The sequence below is a fragment of the Paenibacillus pinisoli genome, from assembly GCF_003605435.1.
GTDB classification, from domain to species: domain Bacteria; phylum Bacillota; class Bacilli; order Paenibacillales; family Paenibacillaceae; genus Pristimantibacillus; species Pristimantibacillus pinisoli.
The window spans coordinates 1-15,485 of record NZ_QXQB01000008.1 but is presented as its reverse complement, the minus strand read 5'-3'; the positions used below and the strand labels follow the sequence as shown (position 1 = coordinate 15,485).

14 protein-coding genes, 1 tRNA gene and 2 rRNA genes are annotated in these 15,485 nt (G+C 50.3%); 1 reads left to right on the top strand and 16 read right to left on the bottom strand.

Annotation, left to right across the window (positions count from 1 at the left end):
• Positions 1 to 104 precede the first annotated feature (104 nt).
• A complete protein-coding gene (locus D3P09_RS25235; protein WP_120114214.1) occupies positions 105 to 1,409 on the bottom strand; it encodes a polysaccharide deacetylase family protein in 1,305 nt (434 codons plus the stop codon).
• A gap of 1 nt (position 1,410) precedes the next feature.
• Complete coding sequence (locus tag D3P09_RS25230) at positions 1,411 to 2,097, bottom strand: hypothetical protein (RefSeq protein WP_120114213.1); 687 nt, start codon at positions 2,095 to 2,097, stop codon at positions 1,411 to 1,413.
• Positions 2,098 to 2,311: 214 nt separating this feature from the next.
• On the opposite strand from D3P09_RS25230, the gene D3P09_RS25225 reads away from it, so the two are divergent.
• On the top strand, positions 2,312 to 2,668 hold the full coding sequence (locus tag D3P09_RS25225) for a DUF4870 domain-containing protein (protein WP_120114212.1): 357 nt from the start codon (positions 2,312 to 2,314) through the stop codon (positions 2,666 to 2,668).
• A gap of 119 nt (positions 2,669 to 2,787) precedes the next feature.
• On the opposite strand, the gene D3P09_RS25220 is transcribed toward D3P09_RS25225, so the two are convergent.
• The 14 genes from D3P09_RS25220 to D3P09_RS25160 all read right to left on the bottom strand — a co-directional run.
• Positions 2,788 to 3,849, bottom strand: a complete 1,062-nt coding sequence (locus D3P09_RS25220) for a hypothetical protein (RefSeq protein ID WP_120114211.1) — start codon at positions 3,847 to 3,849, stop codon at positions 2,788 to 2,790.
• A 117-nt stretch (positions 3,850 to 3,966) separates the two neighbouring features.
• Entirely contained in the window at positions 3,967 to 4,119 is a 153-nt protein-coding gene (locus D3P09_RS25215; RefSeq protein WP_120114210.1) for a small acid-soluble spore protein P, read from the bottom strand.
• Positions 4,120 to 4,170: 51 nt separating this feature from the next.
• Positions 4,171 to 4,344 carry a hypothetical protein gene (locus tag D3P09_RS27865; RefSeq protein WP_165867579.1) on the bottom strand — a complete coding sequence of 58 codons (174 nt, stop codon included), beginning with the start codon at positions 4,342 to 4,344 and terminating at the stop codon, positions 4,171 to 4,173.
• Between the two features lie 12 nt (positions 4,345 to 4,356).
• Positions 4,357 to 4,704, bottom strand: coding sequence for a hypothetical protein (locus D3P09_RS25210; RefSeq protein ID WP_120114209.1), 348 nt, complete (start codon positions 4,702 to 4,704; stop codon positions 4,357 to 4,359).
• Positions 4,705 to 4,765: 61 nt separating this feature from the next.
• Positions 4,766 to 6,583, bottom strand: coding sequence for a glycoside hydrolase family 30 beta sandwich domain-containing protein (locus D3P09_RS25205; RefSeq protein ID WP_243644490.1), 1,818 nt, complete (start codon positions 6,581 to 6,583; stop codon positions 4,766 to 4,768).
• A 185-nt stretch (positions 6,584 to 6,768) separates the two neighbouring features.
• Positions 6,769 to 6,857, bottom strand: a tRNA-Ser gene (locus D3P09_RS25200).
• Positions 6,858 to 6,981: 124 nt separating this feature from the next.
• Entirely contained in the window at positions 6,982 to 8,262 is a 1,281-nt protein-coding gene (serS, locus tag D3P09_RS25195; protein WP_120114207.1) for a serine--tRNA ligase, read from the bottom strand.
• Between the two features lie 73 nt (positions 8,263 to 8,335).
• On the bottom strand, positions 8,336 to 8,920 hold the full coding sequence (gene pdxT / locus D3P09_RS25190) for a pyridoxal 5'-phosphate synthase glutaminase subunit PdxT (RefSeq protein WP_120114206.1): 585 nt from the start codon (positions 8,918 to 8,920) through the stop codon (positions 8,336 to 8,338).
• 65 nt (positions 8,921 to 8,985) lie between these two features.
• Positions 8,986 to 9,867: a pyridoxal 5'-phosphate synthase lyase subunit PdxS gene (gene pdxS / locus D3P09_RS25185; protein ID WP_120114205.1), complete on the bottom strand. Its 882-nt coding sequence runs from the start codon at positions 9,865 to 9,867 to the stop codon at positions 8,986 to 8,988.
• Positions 9,868 to 9,988: 121 nt separating this feature from the next.
• The gene (locus D3P09_RS25180) at positions 9,989 to 11,287 is read right to left on the bottom strand and encodes a D-alanyl-D-alanine carboxypeptidase family protein (protein WP_243644488.1); all 1,299 of its coding nucleotides are present in this window, start codon (positions 11,285 to 11,287) and stop codon (positions 9,989 to 9,991) included.
• Between the two features lie 342 nt (positions 11,288 to 11,629).
• On the bottom strand, positions 11,630 to 13,087 hold the full coding sequence (gene guaB / locus D3P09_RS25175; RefSeq protein ID WP_120114203.1) for an IMP dehydrogenase: 1,458 nt from the start codon (positions 13,085 to 13,087) through the stop codon (positions 11,630 to 11,632).
• Between the two features lie 142 nt (positions 13,088 to 13,229).
• Complete coding sequence (locus tag D3P09_RS25170) at positions 13,230 to 14,417, bottom strand: GNAT family N-acetyltransferase (protein WP_120114202.1); 1,188 nt, start codon at positions 14,415 to 14,417, stop codon at positions 13,230 to 13,232.
• Positions 14,418 to 15,113: 696 nt separating this feature from the next.
• Positions 15,114 to 15,230, bottom strand: a 5S ribosomal RNA gene (gene rrf, locus D3P09_RS25165).
• Between the two features lie 128 nt (positions 15,231 to 15,358).
• A 23S ribosomal RNA gene (locus tag D3P09_RS25160) occupies positions 15,359 to 15,485 on the bottom strand; the annotation flags it as partial.

Below are 15,485 nucleotides of genomic sequence, written 5' to 3'. Positions count from 1 at the left end.
AAGTATGGAATATTTTCTAATTATAATGAATTCGACATATCCATCCGCTTCCCTGCAAGCAAAAAACAGCCCTTCCGCGGGTGATGCCGCAGCTGGACTGTCTCTTATTGAAAGATGACAAATTTCAGTTCTTGTTTCTTTAAGTATTCGATAATATCAGGCAATGCTTCTAGCGTGGCTTTCTTCTCATGCAGGACATAGATGCCGCCCGACGGATCGGTTTGCTGGAAATACTGCAAAATATCCTTCGCCGCATTCGTTCGCCAATCCTCCGGATCGCGATTCCACATCAGCATCTTCATCCCCATATCCTCCACCGTATCGGTCAAACGGTCATTCAACGAGCCGTACGGCGGGCGAAATAGAGTAATAGGCTGCCCGATAAATTGCTCCAGCTTCTCATTGGCCCCCGCAATATTGGTAGCCATCTTCTCATTCTTCAGAGCAGCCAGATTGCCGTGATCCCATGAATGATTGCCCACAGCCATGCCCTGCTCGTATGCATATGTGACGGATTCCGCATGCTTGCCTGCGTTTTTTCCGACAAACAGGAAGGTTGCCGCCACCTCATGCTTCAGCAATTCATCGACGATATCCTTTGTATAGATAGAGGGTCCATCGTCAAAGGTCAGGGCGACAAGCCCCTTAGGCAGACTGTAATAAGGCTTGCCAACCGTGATCTCAACAGCTTCCGCTGCGGCAGGCTTCTGCCCAGCTTCTCCCGATGCGACCGGCGGCTGTGCCTCTGTCTTGAGACTCGCCGAGATGGCGTCTTCGCCTCCATCCTCGCCTTGCGCTTGTACAATATGGTCATTCAAACGCGAGGCAGCCTGCTCCTCATCCGCCACTTCCGTTGCCGCTACCGGCACATGAAGGTCCTTGCCCGCTTCCCCCTGATTCGTTAAGAAGCCGCCTTCCAGCTCGAACCAACCGATATACAGCAAGCAGGTCAGGACAATCAGACGAAAAGAAACGGATATAAGTCGTGTCATTTTCATTATGTATGTAAGATTGCTTGTTTTTGAAACTTTCAGCTCCACTTGCAATTCCTGTTCAGCAGGCCTTTCTTCGGTCCGTTCAGGCAGTTCACCCAGCCGAAGCTGCTCCATCAGATCCCCGTACAGCTTGGAGCAAGTGAAATAATGTGTCTCGCTTCGCACGCTATTCGACTTGATGACAGAGCTGTAATGCACTTGCCGGTAAGGATCCCAGCTGGTGTACAGCGACAACCTGGCACGCTCTCCTTCGCCAGGACCAAGCGGAAGCAATTGCAGGCCAGTACGTTCATCGACTTCAAGTGTAGTCACATAACGGCGGCCGTCAGATTCCACTGCTAATTGCAGCTCATGACAGCCCTGATTCACTTCCAGCGACAACAACTCAATCGTTTGCAAGGCCTCCGTCTTCATCTCAGCTCTCTCTTCCGAGTGGAGCCGACATCCGGTTGGTAAAGTCGCTGATCATATTCGCCAGATACACTTTCTCCTGATGAGTCGACTCATATTTCTGCTTCAGATGCTGATTCTCGACTTCCTGTCTGCCGATTTTCTCCTCAAGCTCATGAATCCGTTTATTTTTGTCGGCAAGCGAATCATTGTGCTTTTGAAGCAAGCCGTTGTACTTCTGCTGCTCCAGCTCAATAACGCTTTTCAGCTCATCAATCTCTACGGACATCTTTCTCTGCAGCTCGCGATAGTCCTCTACCACTTGGTCAACCTTCATATTTTTGTCCACAATCTTTTGTTCCAGCTCAAGAATGCTCTTCTCACGCTCTTCAATCACTTTGTTCAGGTGGCGCGCATCGCGATTCAACCGTTCGATATTGCCAGCGGCATGCGACAACCGATCTTGCAGCTCATTGACCTGCAGCTCCGTATGCTGCTTGGCATGAATCATTTGTTCTACTGCGAAAATCAGATCGAGCGACTTTTTGTCCATATTCGACTTGTCTGGAACGTTAGCCCCATACGTCTTGCTCTCTTCTACCGATTCTGAACCGGGATCCCCTTGATTAGGTGCCGGTCCTAGTGCTAGGTCCTGCGGCTTGTCGCCAAGCTTCTCTGCTGTTTCTTTTTTCTTGAAAAAGGGAGAAATCATGTTCGTTGTCACCTCTTATCGGTTCATGTAAAATTTTGTCGAATTAATTAGTTCTATTATAAATAAAATATTAGCAATTTAAGTGGGACTTTATGTCCATCCAACAAAAACGATTCTTTGGCACTAGATTTGAGCAGATAGGACTACAACTCAGAGAAGTGAGCATATATTGCACTTGAAATGCTTTCTTTGGACATTAAAAAGGAGGAGTAGCATGTACGATCCCCATTCGGTCTCGAGGGATGACCAGATCTTCGGCATGTTATGCCATTTGTTAGCCTTCAGCACCTTTATCATTCCGTTTGGCTCCATTATTGGTCCGCTAGTCATTTGGCTCATTAAGAAAGACCAATCCCCTTATATCAACGAACAAGGCAAAGAATCGCTTAACTTCCAGATCAGCATTATGATCTATTGTATCATTTCCTCGATCCTCATTATTGTATTTATCGGCGTTTTGCTTCTAATCGCTGTTGGCATCGCCTGGTTCATCCTTGTCATATTGGCTTCGATCAAAGCCAATGAGGGTATCGTATACCGCTATCCGATTACGATTCGATTTATCAAATAAAAAGTCGGCTTCAACGAGCAAAGCCCGCTTCTCCACATGAGAGAGCGGGCTGAATAAAAACCCCTTTCTGATGGCCTGCGCCATCAGAAAGGGGTTTAGTCATGTTATGAGTTCAGGTCTTAAAGTCCAGCCATACCGCCAAATTCCTCAGCGAGCTGATCTGGCGTCAGCGCGTCTGTAGGAAGCGCCGGGAATTCAATTTTCTTATTCAGTTCCGAATACTGAGCCGAGAAGCTGCCGCCGAATTTCGCGTCAAGACCGCTCTCAGAATCCTTCATTTGAACCGAAATTTTGCCGTTCTGATACACTAGGTACTTATCTTTGATGCCGCCTGTAATCTCCAGCACATTAAACTTCAGGTCGTTTTGCAAGAAGTTAAGCAGCTCGGTCTTATTCGTCTCCAAGCTCGTCTTCACTTCTTCCAGATCGGCCTTCTCAATGCCGGCAGACTCCAGATATGCTTTGTTGTTCATCAGGATATCCAGAATTTCTGGAAGCGCCTTGTTCACAATCGTCTCTACAGTTTGAGGGTAGTTATCCGCATTGATTGCGAATTTCACCACTTGATCGACTTTCAGACCTTCTGGCAGTCCCGCTTCCTCTGCCTTCACCGTACTGAAATATGTTTTCTCGTCAAAGTGCTTAAGCAGCGCTGCGGAGAGATCCTGTACCATCTTCTGCTGCTCGGCAACATTCAGATTCAGGCTGTCTACGCCTTCCTGCTTAGCCAATTCCTCAAGGTCAAACTCAATGTACTTGCCAACCAGCGATTCTGGAATACCGAACATCGGAAGCGAAGGCACTTGAACATACATAACCTTCTCTGTGATGATCATCGGCACAGCCAGCTTCATATCCATCATGCCTGGCAAGATAACTTCTAATTTAACGTCTGCCCGCATAGGTTCCGACGAGTAAGCTACATCTGCTTTGATGGTAGCGTCCTTCACGATACCTGCGACCTGAGCCGGTGAGAATAGGGAAGCATCTACGCCTCCTGCATCTGGAAACTCCAACTCGTCGAGCTGCATCGTCATGGACACTTTGTAGGACTCTGCCGCCGCAGTCTTGGCTGTTGCTGCTTCGAACGCTGTCTTAGGCGGCGCCGAGCTGCTGCATCCTGCGATAATCATCGTCAGAATGATCATGGTGATAATTGCTGCTTGCTTTACTTGCTTCATTAATTAAGTTACCTCCACTTTCTGTTTTGTAAGCAACTCCATTCTATACTATATTTAGGCGATTGGATAGCCAATGAGCAAAAAATACTCCCCGTGTCATAGGACACGGGGAGTATCTCAACCTTCAGGATTGTTGTGGGAAACGTGGTTTTGCTGCTTCGTCTTCTTAGAGCCGGACAGCGGCTCTTGCATGCCATTATCGTGATCCTGCCGCTTCCGCTCGTTATGCGGCACGCTCTCCGGAACGGGCACGCTCTTCGGCTTGCTCATGTCGGTTCCCTCCTCTGCAAGTACTCTTCACCATTATGAAGCGCAGGCAGCCTAGCGCTGATTCTTCATATCCACAGGCTGGTCGAAGTTCAGGGAATCCTGATGACGGCGGTCATTCTTGTCTTGTTGAAGCTGCTGGGCATGATGGCTATTGACCGGTTCATTCTCCAGCGCTTCCACGACGTTGGATAAGTTCTTATCCGCTGATCCTTTGGCTTTCGACATGCTCGTCACCCCTTACGCATGAGTCAACTGCTGCAGCGCTTGGGCGCACTCATGCAGATGTCTCTTATAATCATGGATCAATTGTTGAATAATATCCGTACGCTCATCTACGGTAACGTTGTCCTTCTCTACATCGATCAGCTCAACAGCCACTTCGCGGCTGCCTGTATACGTTACTTTAAAATCAAATTCATACATTTGATGCCCTGCGGAATGGATGGTTACGCGCAGCGCCTTGTCATCCGCCTCATCCTGCAGCACCACGCATCGATCGGAGCTATTCATCGTCTCCGGCAATGTACGCTGCCATGCGTCTGCAAGCTGCTGCGGATCAATTCGAAGCTCATCAGATTTCGCCATAAGTAGTAGCACCTCCACAACGTTAAGATGCGATGCGGAGGTGCTTTTTATACGAATCGGACTATTGTGTTTCCAGAATGAACGTTTCCCAGCCCGACGCCGTTGCCCGATTCGCAATTAACGGGCTTGCGCCGGCATTCTCGGCCGAGACAAACTGATTGTTGGCCGCTGCGCGAAGCGTGACGCCGCCGCTTACATTCGATAGCTGGAAGGTCTCCCAGGTGCCTATCGTATCGCTGCGTGCGATTAACGGACTGCTGCCGGCGTTCTCCGCCGTGACATACTTGCCGTTCGCAAGCGAACGGAACGCCACATTATTATTGCCCAGATTAATCCGTTCGAACTTCTCCCACGTGCCCGCTGCGGTCCGGTTCGCTATTAATGAAGCGCTGCCGCCATTCTCAGCCGCCACATAAAGCTGATTCACCTGTGCCTTGATGGCCACTACCGGATTGGCGCCTGCTACTGTGCCATGCCATTTGAACGTAATCGCAGTCTTGGCTGGGATATTGTACGTGAAGCTCTGGTTGCCCCACTTTACTTTAACGGTCTGCGACGAGCTCTGATTGTTGTACGCAACGACGACCTTAGAGCCGTCCGGATTCTTGAATGCTACGTTCTGCAAATTATTGTAGGTCGGAGACGCGATTCGATGCGCTCCAGGCACGACAAATTTGCTGAATTGACCGATGGCATAATATTGATTGCGATACGTCACTTGATCCGTTCCATCGCTGCGGATAAGAAGCATTCCATGATTAATGCTGTTCGTCAGCACCGTAGGCCCGTTGTTCTGGTCAAGCGCCAAGTTCCAGGCGATGAAAGACTTGGACCAGTTGCGCGGGATCGTTATGAGCTCCCACATCATATTGTCAAAGGAAGGATTCCAAGTGCCGAAGCCGCCTTCAGTGAACCAGATGTCTTTGGTCGGGTATTTGTCCCGAATCGTGGACATTGCGGTCGGGCTGCCGCCGTAATGATGATACGCGGTTCCTGCAATGTAATTGCTCGCTGCAGAATCAGCCAGCAATTGATCAGGGAACGATGTATTATCCCAGTTGAAGTCATAGCCCATGATTTTTGTATTCAACCCTGCTTGCTGTATGGAAGGACCCAGATTGTTTTTAATAAAGTTGATTTGGTCGGTAACGGACATGTAGGTGGTTGGATAATGATTGAGCTGCAAGCCTGGCTCGTTCAGAGGGCTTATGGCATAGATCGGGATGCCCTGTGCCTGGTATGCCTGTATAAATTTCACTAGATAGTTGGCGTAGCTTCCATAGTATTGCGGCTGCAAATACCCCGTATTCATCGGATGGGTGGCGCTGGGGTTTTGTCCGGCTTTCATCCAGCCTGGCGGACTCCAGGCCGCGGCCATGACTTTTAACTGCGGATTAACGGATAAGGCCTGCTGCACCCTTGGAACGATATAAGGCATATCTCGGGCAATGGAGAAGTTGTTGAGGTTCGGGTCGTTCGCGGTGTCATTGTAGCTGTAGATTTCCCAGTTGAAGTCGGAGGCTCCGATCGTCTGCCGCAGCAGGCTAAGGCCGATGCCGCTATTGCCGAACAGCCTTTCATAGACCTCTGCGCGCTTGGCATTGCTTAGCCTATACGTCAGCAGCCATGCCGATGCATCTGTGATGGACACGCCGAACCCGTCCATCTGCTGGTAAGCAATATTCTCGTTCACGTCAATCGTTAGAGGCACGGAACCGCTGTCTGGACTGAAGCTCACATTCGCCTCTCTTGTCAGAGCTTTGCTAAGCGATTCATTCGTCGTCCAGACCTCGACGGTCTCTCCGGCTGCGGATACCGAAGGCACTAATAGAAGCATAATGAGCGAAAAACTTAAAGCTAATTTGATGAATCTAAGCATGAAAACACTCCTTTTCATAAGAATGATCATGACTTTCCCATCAAGCCTAATTAGCATATCACTGGCCACATGATGAGAATAGGCATCATTCTTTAGATGAAGTGTTCATTTTTTTGAATTTCGGAACATAGTAAAAACGCCCAGGCGCTTACGCGTCCGAACGTTGGATAGATATATAAGTAAGCTGGCGGAGAGGAAGGGATTCGAACCCTTGTGAGCTTGCGCTCTAACGGTTTTCAAGACCGCCCCGTTATGACCGCTTCGGTACCTCTCCACATATCAATGCGCCACAGAGTAGTGACAAAGCTCATTGTACCACAGGTCAAAAATGATTTTCAAGCTATTTTCGACCTGTGGACATGGATATATTTTGGGATTAATCGCATCCCGACTTTAAATTACTTCAATTCAATCTTTTCAACGCCGCCCATGTAAGGACGCAAAGCCTCTGGAATGACAACCGATCCGTCCGCTTGCTGGTAGTTCTCCAGAATGGCAGCAACGGTACGGCCTACCGCCAGACCCGATCCGTTCAGCGTATGCACGAACTCCGGCTTGCTCTTCGGCTCTCTGCGGAAGCGGATGCCGGCGCGGCGTGCCTGGAAGTCCTCGAAGTTGGAGCAAGAGGAGATCTCGCGGTATGTATTGGCGCTAGGAATCCAAACCTCCAAATCGTAAGTCTTCGCGGACGAGAAACCCATGTCGCCTGTGCATAGCGCAAGAACGCGATAAGGAAGACCAAGCAATTGAAGCACCTTCTCTGCATCGGCAGTCAGCTGCTCAAGCTCATTGTAGGAGTCTTCCGGCTTCACGACCTTCACCAGCTCCACCTTGTTGAATTGATGCTGGCGAATCAGACCGCGAGTGTCCCGGCCAGCCGAGCCAGCTTCAGAACGGAAGCAAGCGCTGTAGGCTACGAAGTTGACCGGCAGCTGCTCGTTGTCCAGAATCTCCTCGCGATGAATATTGGTTACAGGAACTTCCGCTGTCGGAATCAAATAATAGTCAGTATCCTTTATCTTGAACAGATCCTCTTCGAACTTCGGAAGCTGGCCTGTGCCGATCAAGCTGTCGCGATTGACGATATAAGGCGGCAGAACCTCCTCATAGCCATGCTTATCGCTATGCAGATCCATCATAAAACTAATTAAAGCGCGCTCCAGTCTAGCGCCAAGACCGCGATAGAAGGTAAAGCGGGAGCCCGTAACCTTCGCTGCACGCTCAAAATCCAGAATGCCAAGCTCATGCGCGATATCGTAATGCGCCTTCGGCTCATAGTCGAATGACGGCACTTCGCCGATGCGGCGCAGCTCAACATTCTCTTCCTCCGATGCGCCTACCGGCACGCTTTCATTCGGAAGGTTAGGAATGGCCAGCGTCAGCTCCTCAACTTGAACATCCATCTCGCGCAGCTGCTCATCCAATTCCTTAATCCGGTCGCCTACCTCGCGCATCTCCACGATCAGGCTATCGGCGTCGCCGCCGGATTTTTTGAGCTTCGCTACTTCCTGAGACACAGTGTTGCGGCGGTTCTTCAACGTCTCAGTTTCTTGAATCAGCTCGCGGCGCTTCTGGTCAAGCTCCGGGAAGCCGGCAATCAGGTCCAGCGAAGCGCCGCGGTTGCGGAGCGCTTGCTCTACCTTTTCAAATTCGGTACGCAGCAATTTAACATCTAACACGTTTTTAGAGACCCCTCTCTCGTGAGAGTATTAGTATTTTCAATCATTGTTCTTCATAAGCGCTTTGCTAAGCTTATGCTTTCGCCGCAGCGGCTTCTTTGGCCATCTCGATGAAATAAGCATGCAGACGGAAGTCATCCGTCAGCTCCGGATGGTAGGATGCTGCAAGCAGCGTTCCTTGTCTCGCCGTCACAATCTCTTCGTTATACGTCGACAATACCTCTACGCCTGCGCCTACCTCTTTGATAAGCGGCGCACGGATAAATACGGCGCGGATCGGCTCGTTAATACCCTTCACGTCCAGGTCAGTCTCGAAGCTCTCGCGTTGACGTCCGAACGCATTGCGCGCCACGGTCATATCCATCAGCTTCAGATGCGCTTCCTCGTTGCCTTCGATACGATCAGCCAGAACGATCAGCCCGGCGCATGTGCCGAACAGTGGCTTGCCCGCCGCCGAGAATTGACGGATTGCATCGATGAAGCCATACTTCCGCATCAGCTTGCCGATCGTCGTACTCTCGCCGCCGGGAATGACCAAGCCTTGCAATTCATCCAACTGCTCTACACGCTTAATGGCGACCGCTTCCGCGCCCGCCGCTTCCAAGCTTCGAATATGCTCTGCTACTGCGCCCTGTAGCGCAAGTACGCCTATCTTCATCGTAAATTCGCCATCCTTTTAAAAGACCGGCCTCCCCCGAAGGCTTGGCCGGTTCATCTGATCTCTTAAATTCCGCGGTCTTGCATACGCTCTGCAGCGTTCAGCTTGGAAATTTCGATGCCTTTCATCGGTGTGCCCAGGTTCTTGGACACTTCGGCAATCAGCTTGTAATCTTGGTAGTGAGTAGTCGCTTCTACGATAGCGCGCGCGAACTTCTCAGGGCTGTCCGATTTGAAGATACCGGAGCCAACGAATACGCCGTCAGCACCCAGGTGCATCATAAGCGCTGCGTCGGAAGGAGTTGCTACGCCGCCTGCCGCGAAGTTAACAACTGGCAGCTTGCCGCTTTCGTGTACGCCCAGCAGCAGCTCGTAAGGAACGCCCAGTACTTTCGCTTCGTTGTAAAGCTCATCCTTGGACAAGCCTTGGATTTTGCGGATTTGGCCGTTGATCAAGCGAAGGTGGCGAACAGCTTCTACGATGTTGCCTGTGCCCGGCTCGCCTTTCGTGCGAAGCATCGCTGCGCCTTCCTGGATACGGCGAAGAGCTTCGCCGAGGTCCTTAGCGCCGCATACGAACGGTACAGTAAATTCGTTTTTGCTGATATGGAAAACTTCATCCGCCGGCGTCAGTACTTCGCTCTCGTCGATGTAGTCTACGCCCATGGATTCCAGAACTTTCGCCTCAACATAGTGGCCAATGCGGGCTTTCGCCATTACCGGAATGGAAACAACCTTCATCACTTCTTCCACGATTGTCGGGTCAGCCATACGGGCAACGCCGCCTGCCGCACGAATATCCGAAGGAACGCGCTCAAGGGCCATAACAGCCGTAGCGCCTGCCGCTTCCGCTACTTTCGCTTGCTCGGCGTTCATAACGTCCATGATTACGCCGCCTTTTTGCATTTCTGCCATACCGCGTTTTACGCGCGATGTACCTGTTTCCATCGTTTAGTTCCTCCTATTATTCATCCCTTGGAATGTTGATCCTACCGTAGTGTTCTAACCATTGATTTTACAGGAACGGCGAGTAATCGACAAGCCTAGAATCCCTGTAAATTGCTCGGAATTAGAATAAATCGAGAATGCTATTAAATAAGTTCGAGAAGAAGTCGCCAATAGCCCGGAAGAACAGACGGAACCAGCCTGCCTTCTCCGCTTCTTCTGTCGTTACCAGATTAACCGTATAGTCAAGATCCTTGCCTGTAGCCTGGTCGGCATACGTATAAGTCACCGTGCCCACCTTCGTGCCGGCTTCAATCGGCGCTACCAGTTCGGATTCCGGCAATAGTTCAAAGCCCTTCATTTCGATCTTAGGCTCTTGGCCCTTCATCACCATGAAGGTAATATCCTTGTCCGTTACGACAGGTACCGTCTTCTTCTTGCCCTTCTTAATCTTCACCGTTTCGACCGTTTCTACAACGGATTTTGGCGGCAATACCGTCTTTTTCTCAAATGTTGCGTATGCATAATTGTACAGCTTCGCCGTCTCATAGAAGCGCTGAACCGTAGAGGACGTATCCATAACAACGCTTATGAAGCGCAAATCGCCTCTCTTGACTGTACCCGTAAAGTTATAGCCTGCCGCATTGATAAATCCGGTCTTCATGCCGTCTACGCCTTCATAAGCAAGATGCTTAAGAGAAATCTTGTTCACGTTAGAGCCAAGCATATAGTTGAAGTTGATCATCGGAGCCGTATCGCGCTCGCGGAACTTATAATCCTGTATGCTGGAGAACTCCAGGAATTCGGGATGCTCAAGCAAAATATGACGAGACAGCCTTGCCACGTCGCCTGCCGACATAACCGTCGTATCTTCGAATCCGGTTACACTTGTGAATACGGCTGTCTTCAAGCCCAATTCGTCAGCTGTAGCGTTCATTTTGTCGATAAAAGCTTCCAGGCTGCCGGATACTTCAATTGCCAGCGCCTTTGTTGCATCGTTGGCCGAGCCAACAGCCATTGCTATATATAAGTCACGGACTGAATGCTGATCGCCAGCTGCGAGAAAAATTTGCGATTCCGAACGATCGGTATCGGCAGCGACTGGATGCACCGTCACGATATCTTCCCATTTCATACGTCCATTCTTGATTTCCCTAAGTACGATATACTCTGTCATTAACTTGGTCATACTTGCAATCGGCAATGCTTGATCCGGATTTACCTCGAACAGCACCTGCCCCGATTCCGCTTCAATGAGGATGGCGGATTTCACTTCCAAGCCTAGCGAATTCTCTGTACTAGGCCGACCTTCGAAACCGACTGCCAGAGCGCTCGTAGCGCCAAACGACAACACAGCCAACCACAATGCCATACAAGCGGCTATGACCGACAACAACCGAACCGGTCTTCCCTTTACTTTCAATGTCGTTTCCCCTTTTCCGAGTAATTTGTCCAAGCCTAATTGTAACATAGGAGAACACTACAATTAAACCTCTTTCAGGCGCCAGGGAAATGAGAGATCCTTCATAGAAATACACCTATATATGAGTTGTCCCAGAGAGGTATTAAATACTGAAAAAAACAGGCTATTCACGTGTTGGGGACGATTCTTGCAGATAGCAGCCCGGGATCGAAACCATCCATTTATCGACTAGGATTGAGCATCTGAAATAATTACCAAAGGAATATCAAAAAACCAGACAGCGGCGGCCATGAATGGCCTGCCACTGTCTGGCATATATCCCGTTGACGGGTCTACATCCGATTATAGAGAGTAGTTTGGTGCTTCCTTTGTAATTTGAACGTCATGCGGATGGCTCTCGCGAAGACCGGAGCCAGTAATGCGAACAAATTGCGTATCGTTCTTCAGCTCTTCCAGCGAAGCGGTGCCGCAATACCCCATGCCTGCACGCAAGCCGCCAAGCAACTGATGAACCGTGTCAGCCAAAGGTCCTTTGTAAGGCACGCGGCCTTCGATGCCTTCCGGAACAAGCTTGTTCTCGTTCTCTTGGAAGTAACGATCCTTGCTTCCTTCTTTCATCGCGCCAAGCGATCCCATACCGCGGTATACCTTGAAGCTGCGGCCTTGGAAAATTTCAGTTTCGCCCGGGCTCTCCGCCGTACCTGCGAACAAGCTGCCGATCATAATCGCGCTTGCGCCGGAAGCGATCGCTTTCGTAATATCGCCGGAGTACTTGATGCCGCCGTCTGCAATAACAGGGACATTGTATTCTCTTGCAACGGTAGCACAATCGTAAATCGCTGTAATTTGCGGTACACCGATACCGGCAATAACGCGAGTTGTACAGATCGAGCCAGGTCCGATGCCCACTTTGACGACAGAAGCGCCTGCTTCGATCAGATCACGAGTAGCATCGCCTGTTGCTACGTTGCCCGCAATAATTGTCAATTCAGGGTACGCAGTGCGAATCTTGCGAACGGCTTCGATAATATTGATGTGATGGCCATGCGCGGAGTCTACGACAAGCACATCGATGCCTGCGTTCACGAGCGCCTCAGTGCGGTCCATCGTATCTTTGGAGATGCCTACGGCAGCGCCGCAGAGCAGTCTGCCATGCGAGTCTTTCGCCGCGTTCGGGAATTGGATCGCTTTCTCGATATCCTTAATTGTAATAAGGCCCTTCAGCGTGTTGTCTTCATCCACGAGCGGGAGCTTCTCGATCTTGTGCTGCTGAAGCAACCCTTCCGCTTCTTGCAGAGTCGTACCGACTGGAGCCGTTACGAGATTGTCACGTGTCATGACTTCATGAATCTTAATGGAGAAATCGTGGACAAAACGAAGGTCGCGATTCGTCAGAATGCCTACCAGCTTCTTATTCTCATCTACAATAGGCACACCAGAAATGCGGTATTTACCCATAAGCTCTTCTGCATCATACACATGATGATCCGGTGTAAGCGAGAACGGATTCGTAATAACGCCGCTTTCCGAGCGCTTCACGCGATCGACTTCCTCAGCTTGCTGTGCAATAGTCATGTTCTTATGGATGATACCGATGCCGCCTTCACGAGCAATCGCAATCGCCAAAGCAGATTCCGTGACGGTGTCCATGCCTGCGCTAATGAGCGGGATGTTGAGCTTGATGCTGTCGCTTAACCGAGTCGAGATATTAACCTCTCTTGGAAGCACTTCTGATTTGCGCGGAACAAGCAGTACGTCGTCGAACGTAAGCCCTTCTTTAGCGAATTTCGTTTCCCACACGAGTATGTTCCTCCCTTATTTTCATGGCCTCAGTCGTATATTATTGCAATATTAGCAGAGGGGTTAGGGGCTGTCAAGGCTAGTCCGGTGCCTATAAATACCGCGTTTTCCTGCATTTAAGAAGCCTGAAATTTGGCAATCTTCAGAAAAAATCGGGAAGGTACGTTGTTCGTTCGGGAATCCGAAGATGTAAGCGATTCATTGTTTCTTTTGATCCCTGAATACGATTCAAAGCCGACAATTGTGCTGTTGTCCGGTAACCAATCATCAGGGCGCTTAAATCGCCAATCTCGATTTCAAGAGCGTGCTCCTGCTTAAATATTTGCGAATCACGGCTTACGCTTGCCTCGCCGTTCTCTTCAATGTGAAGGGTGAAGCCGGCTTCGTTCCATGGCGCATGTGCATCCGTTACCTGTAGATAAATCGTATCTACTCCGCCTGCGGCAAAGGGATATTGCTTCAGGAAGGCTTCTACATCAACAACCCGTCCCATAAAGTATGGTTCGACTTCTTGCTTGATTCTCGGATTGGGCAGAAGGTCCGTTAAGATATCATCTGCCGGCGCACGCATAATTACTCGCTCAATCATGGAGTCATGCTGACCGACGAAGCTCCATAGTGCAGAGCGGGCTTCTTCATTCAGAAACACAAACTCATGGATGTTAAGCTCTCTCTTCGCCACTTCATAAATGATATAGCCTTGCCCATTGCCTGCCTCATCCCTGTATAGAGCGATTTGTCCGGGCTTGCGTTTCGAAATTCTTCGCTCCCACCATAACGGCGTGCGCTGGAGTGTTCCATTATACTGACTGGCATATGCTTCATATATAGTCTGCACACGTTCATATCCAGACACTCGTTCGATCTTGCCCGGATAGCTCGTTCTAGGAGGGAGCTGATTAGCTTGAAGCGTATAGGTTTTGATATCCGTATAGGCTGCCCAGCCGAACTTGCGGTAGAATCCGAAAGCGAACGGGGCCAAGAACGATAGGGTTTGCCCTTTCGCCTTCATTTCCTGCAAGGAATGAACCAGCAGCTTGCCGACCAGTCCCTGCCTTCGGTACTCCGGCCAAGTTGCCACACCGGCAACTCCGCCCATGCGAAACGGACGTCCGGCTATGTAGGTCTGCAAGTCGAGCACTACAGCCTGTGCGGCTAGCTGACCATTAATCAGCATAGCCCAGCGTTCGCTTGGTTCGTTGATGAAATCATATTTGATATTCTCCAATTCCGCAGGCGTCCGTTTGAATTGAAATGCGAATTGCGATAATTCCATGCTTTCGTCGAATTGATCCAAAGTCATCCTTATAATCTGTTCTTCTGCCGCCATCTTATCGCCTCCACAATCGAATGACCAAACTCATCTATCTATGGCAACCATATCACGATCCGTGAAGCGGCGCAAATAGCTGCATTTCGCTTCATTTAGCTGGGTCTCAACATTCTCCCGTGGAGAATGGTATTTTGACTTTAGGTTTTGTCTTTATCTTTTGTCCTTAAAAACAATCAGCCTACCTGTCCATTACGGTAGGCTGTTGTGCTTGGCGACGTCCATTCCGCACCGGATGAATAGGCTTCGAAGAGTGACTTCACGGTCGGCGTCTGAACCTACCGCTAAGGCCGGGCCCACATCACCGAGTTGCTTCGATCAAAGGGGTTCGGACACTCTCCCAGACCGGGAGAAGAACGTCGCCGGGGTCATGGGGGTGAAGGGCTGCGCCATCCCCATGACCCCGAACGTACAAAAAACCTGCCGCATCATTCTGCGGCAGGCCATTTTGTGCTTGGCGACGTCCATTCCGCACCGGATGAATCGGCTTCGAAGCTTTCGCATCACGGTCGGCGTCTGAACCTACCGCTAAGGCCGGGCCCACATCACCGAGTTGCTTCGATCAAAGGGGTTCGGACACCCTCCCAGACCGGGAGAGGAACGTCGCCGGGGTCATGGGGGTGAAGGGCTGCGCCATCCCCATGACCCCGAACGCACAAAAAACCTGCCGCATCATTCTGCGGCAGGCCATTTTGTGCTTGGCGACGTCCTACTCTCCCAGGACCCTGCGGTCCAAGTACCATCGGCGCTGAAGGGCTTAACGGTCGTGTTCGGTATGGGAACGCGTGGTTCCCCTTCGCCGTCATCACCAAACGTTCAAGGGTTTGTACCTTGAAAACTGGATACGAAAGTAATGCTTAGTACATCTTTAGCGTGCTCGCCAAGTTCCAGGCTCACCTAAGCATATGCTTACGATGTCAGCCTTTCCTTCGGAAAGCTTGTAGGATAAGCCCTCGACCGATTAGTATTCGTCAGCTCCACACATTGCTGTGCTTCCACCCCGAACCTATCAACCTCGTCGTCTTCAAGGGGTCTTACTAATTGGGAAATCTCATCTTGAGGGGGGCT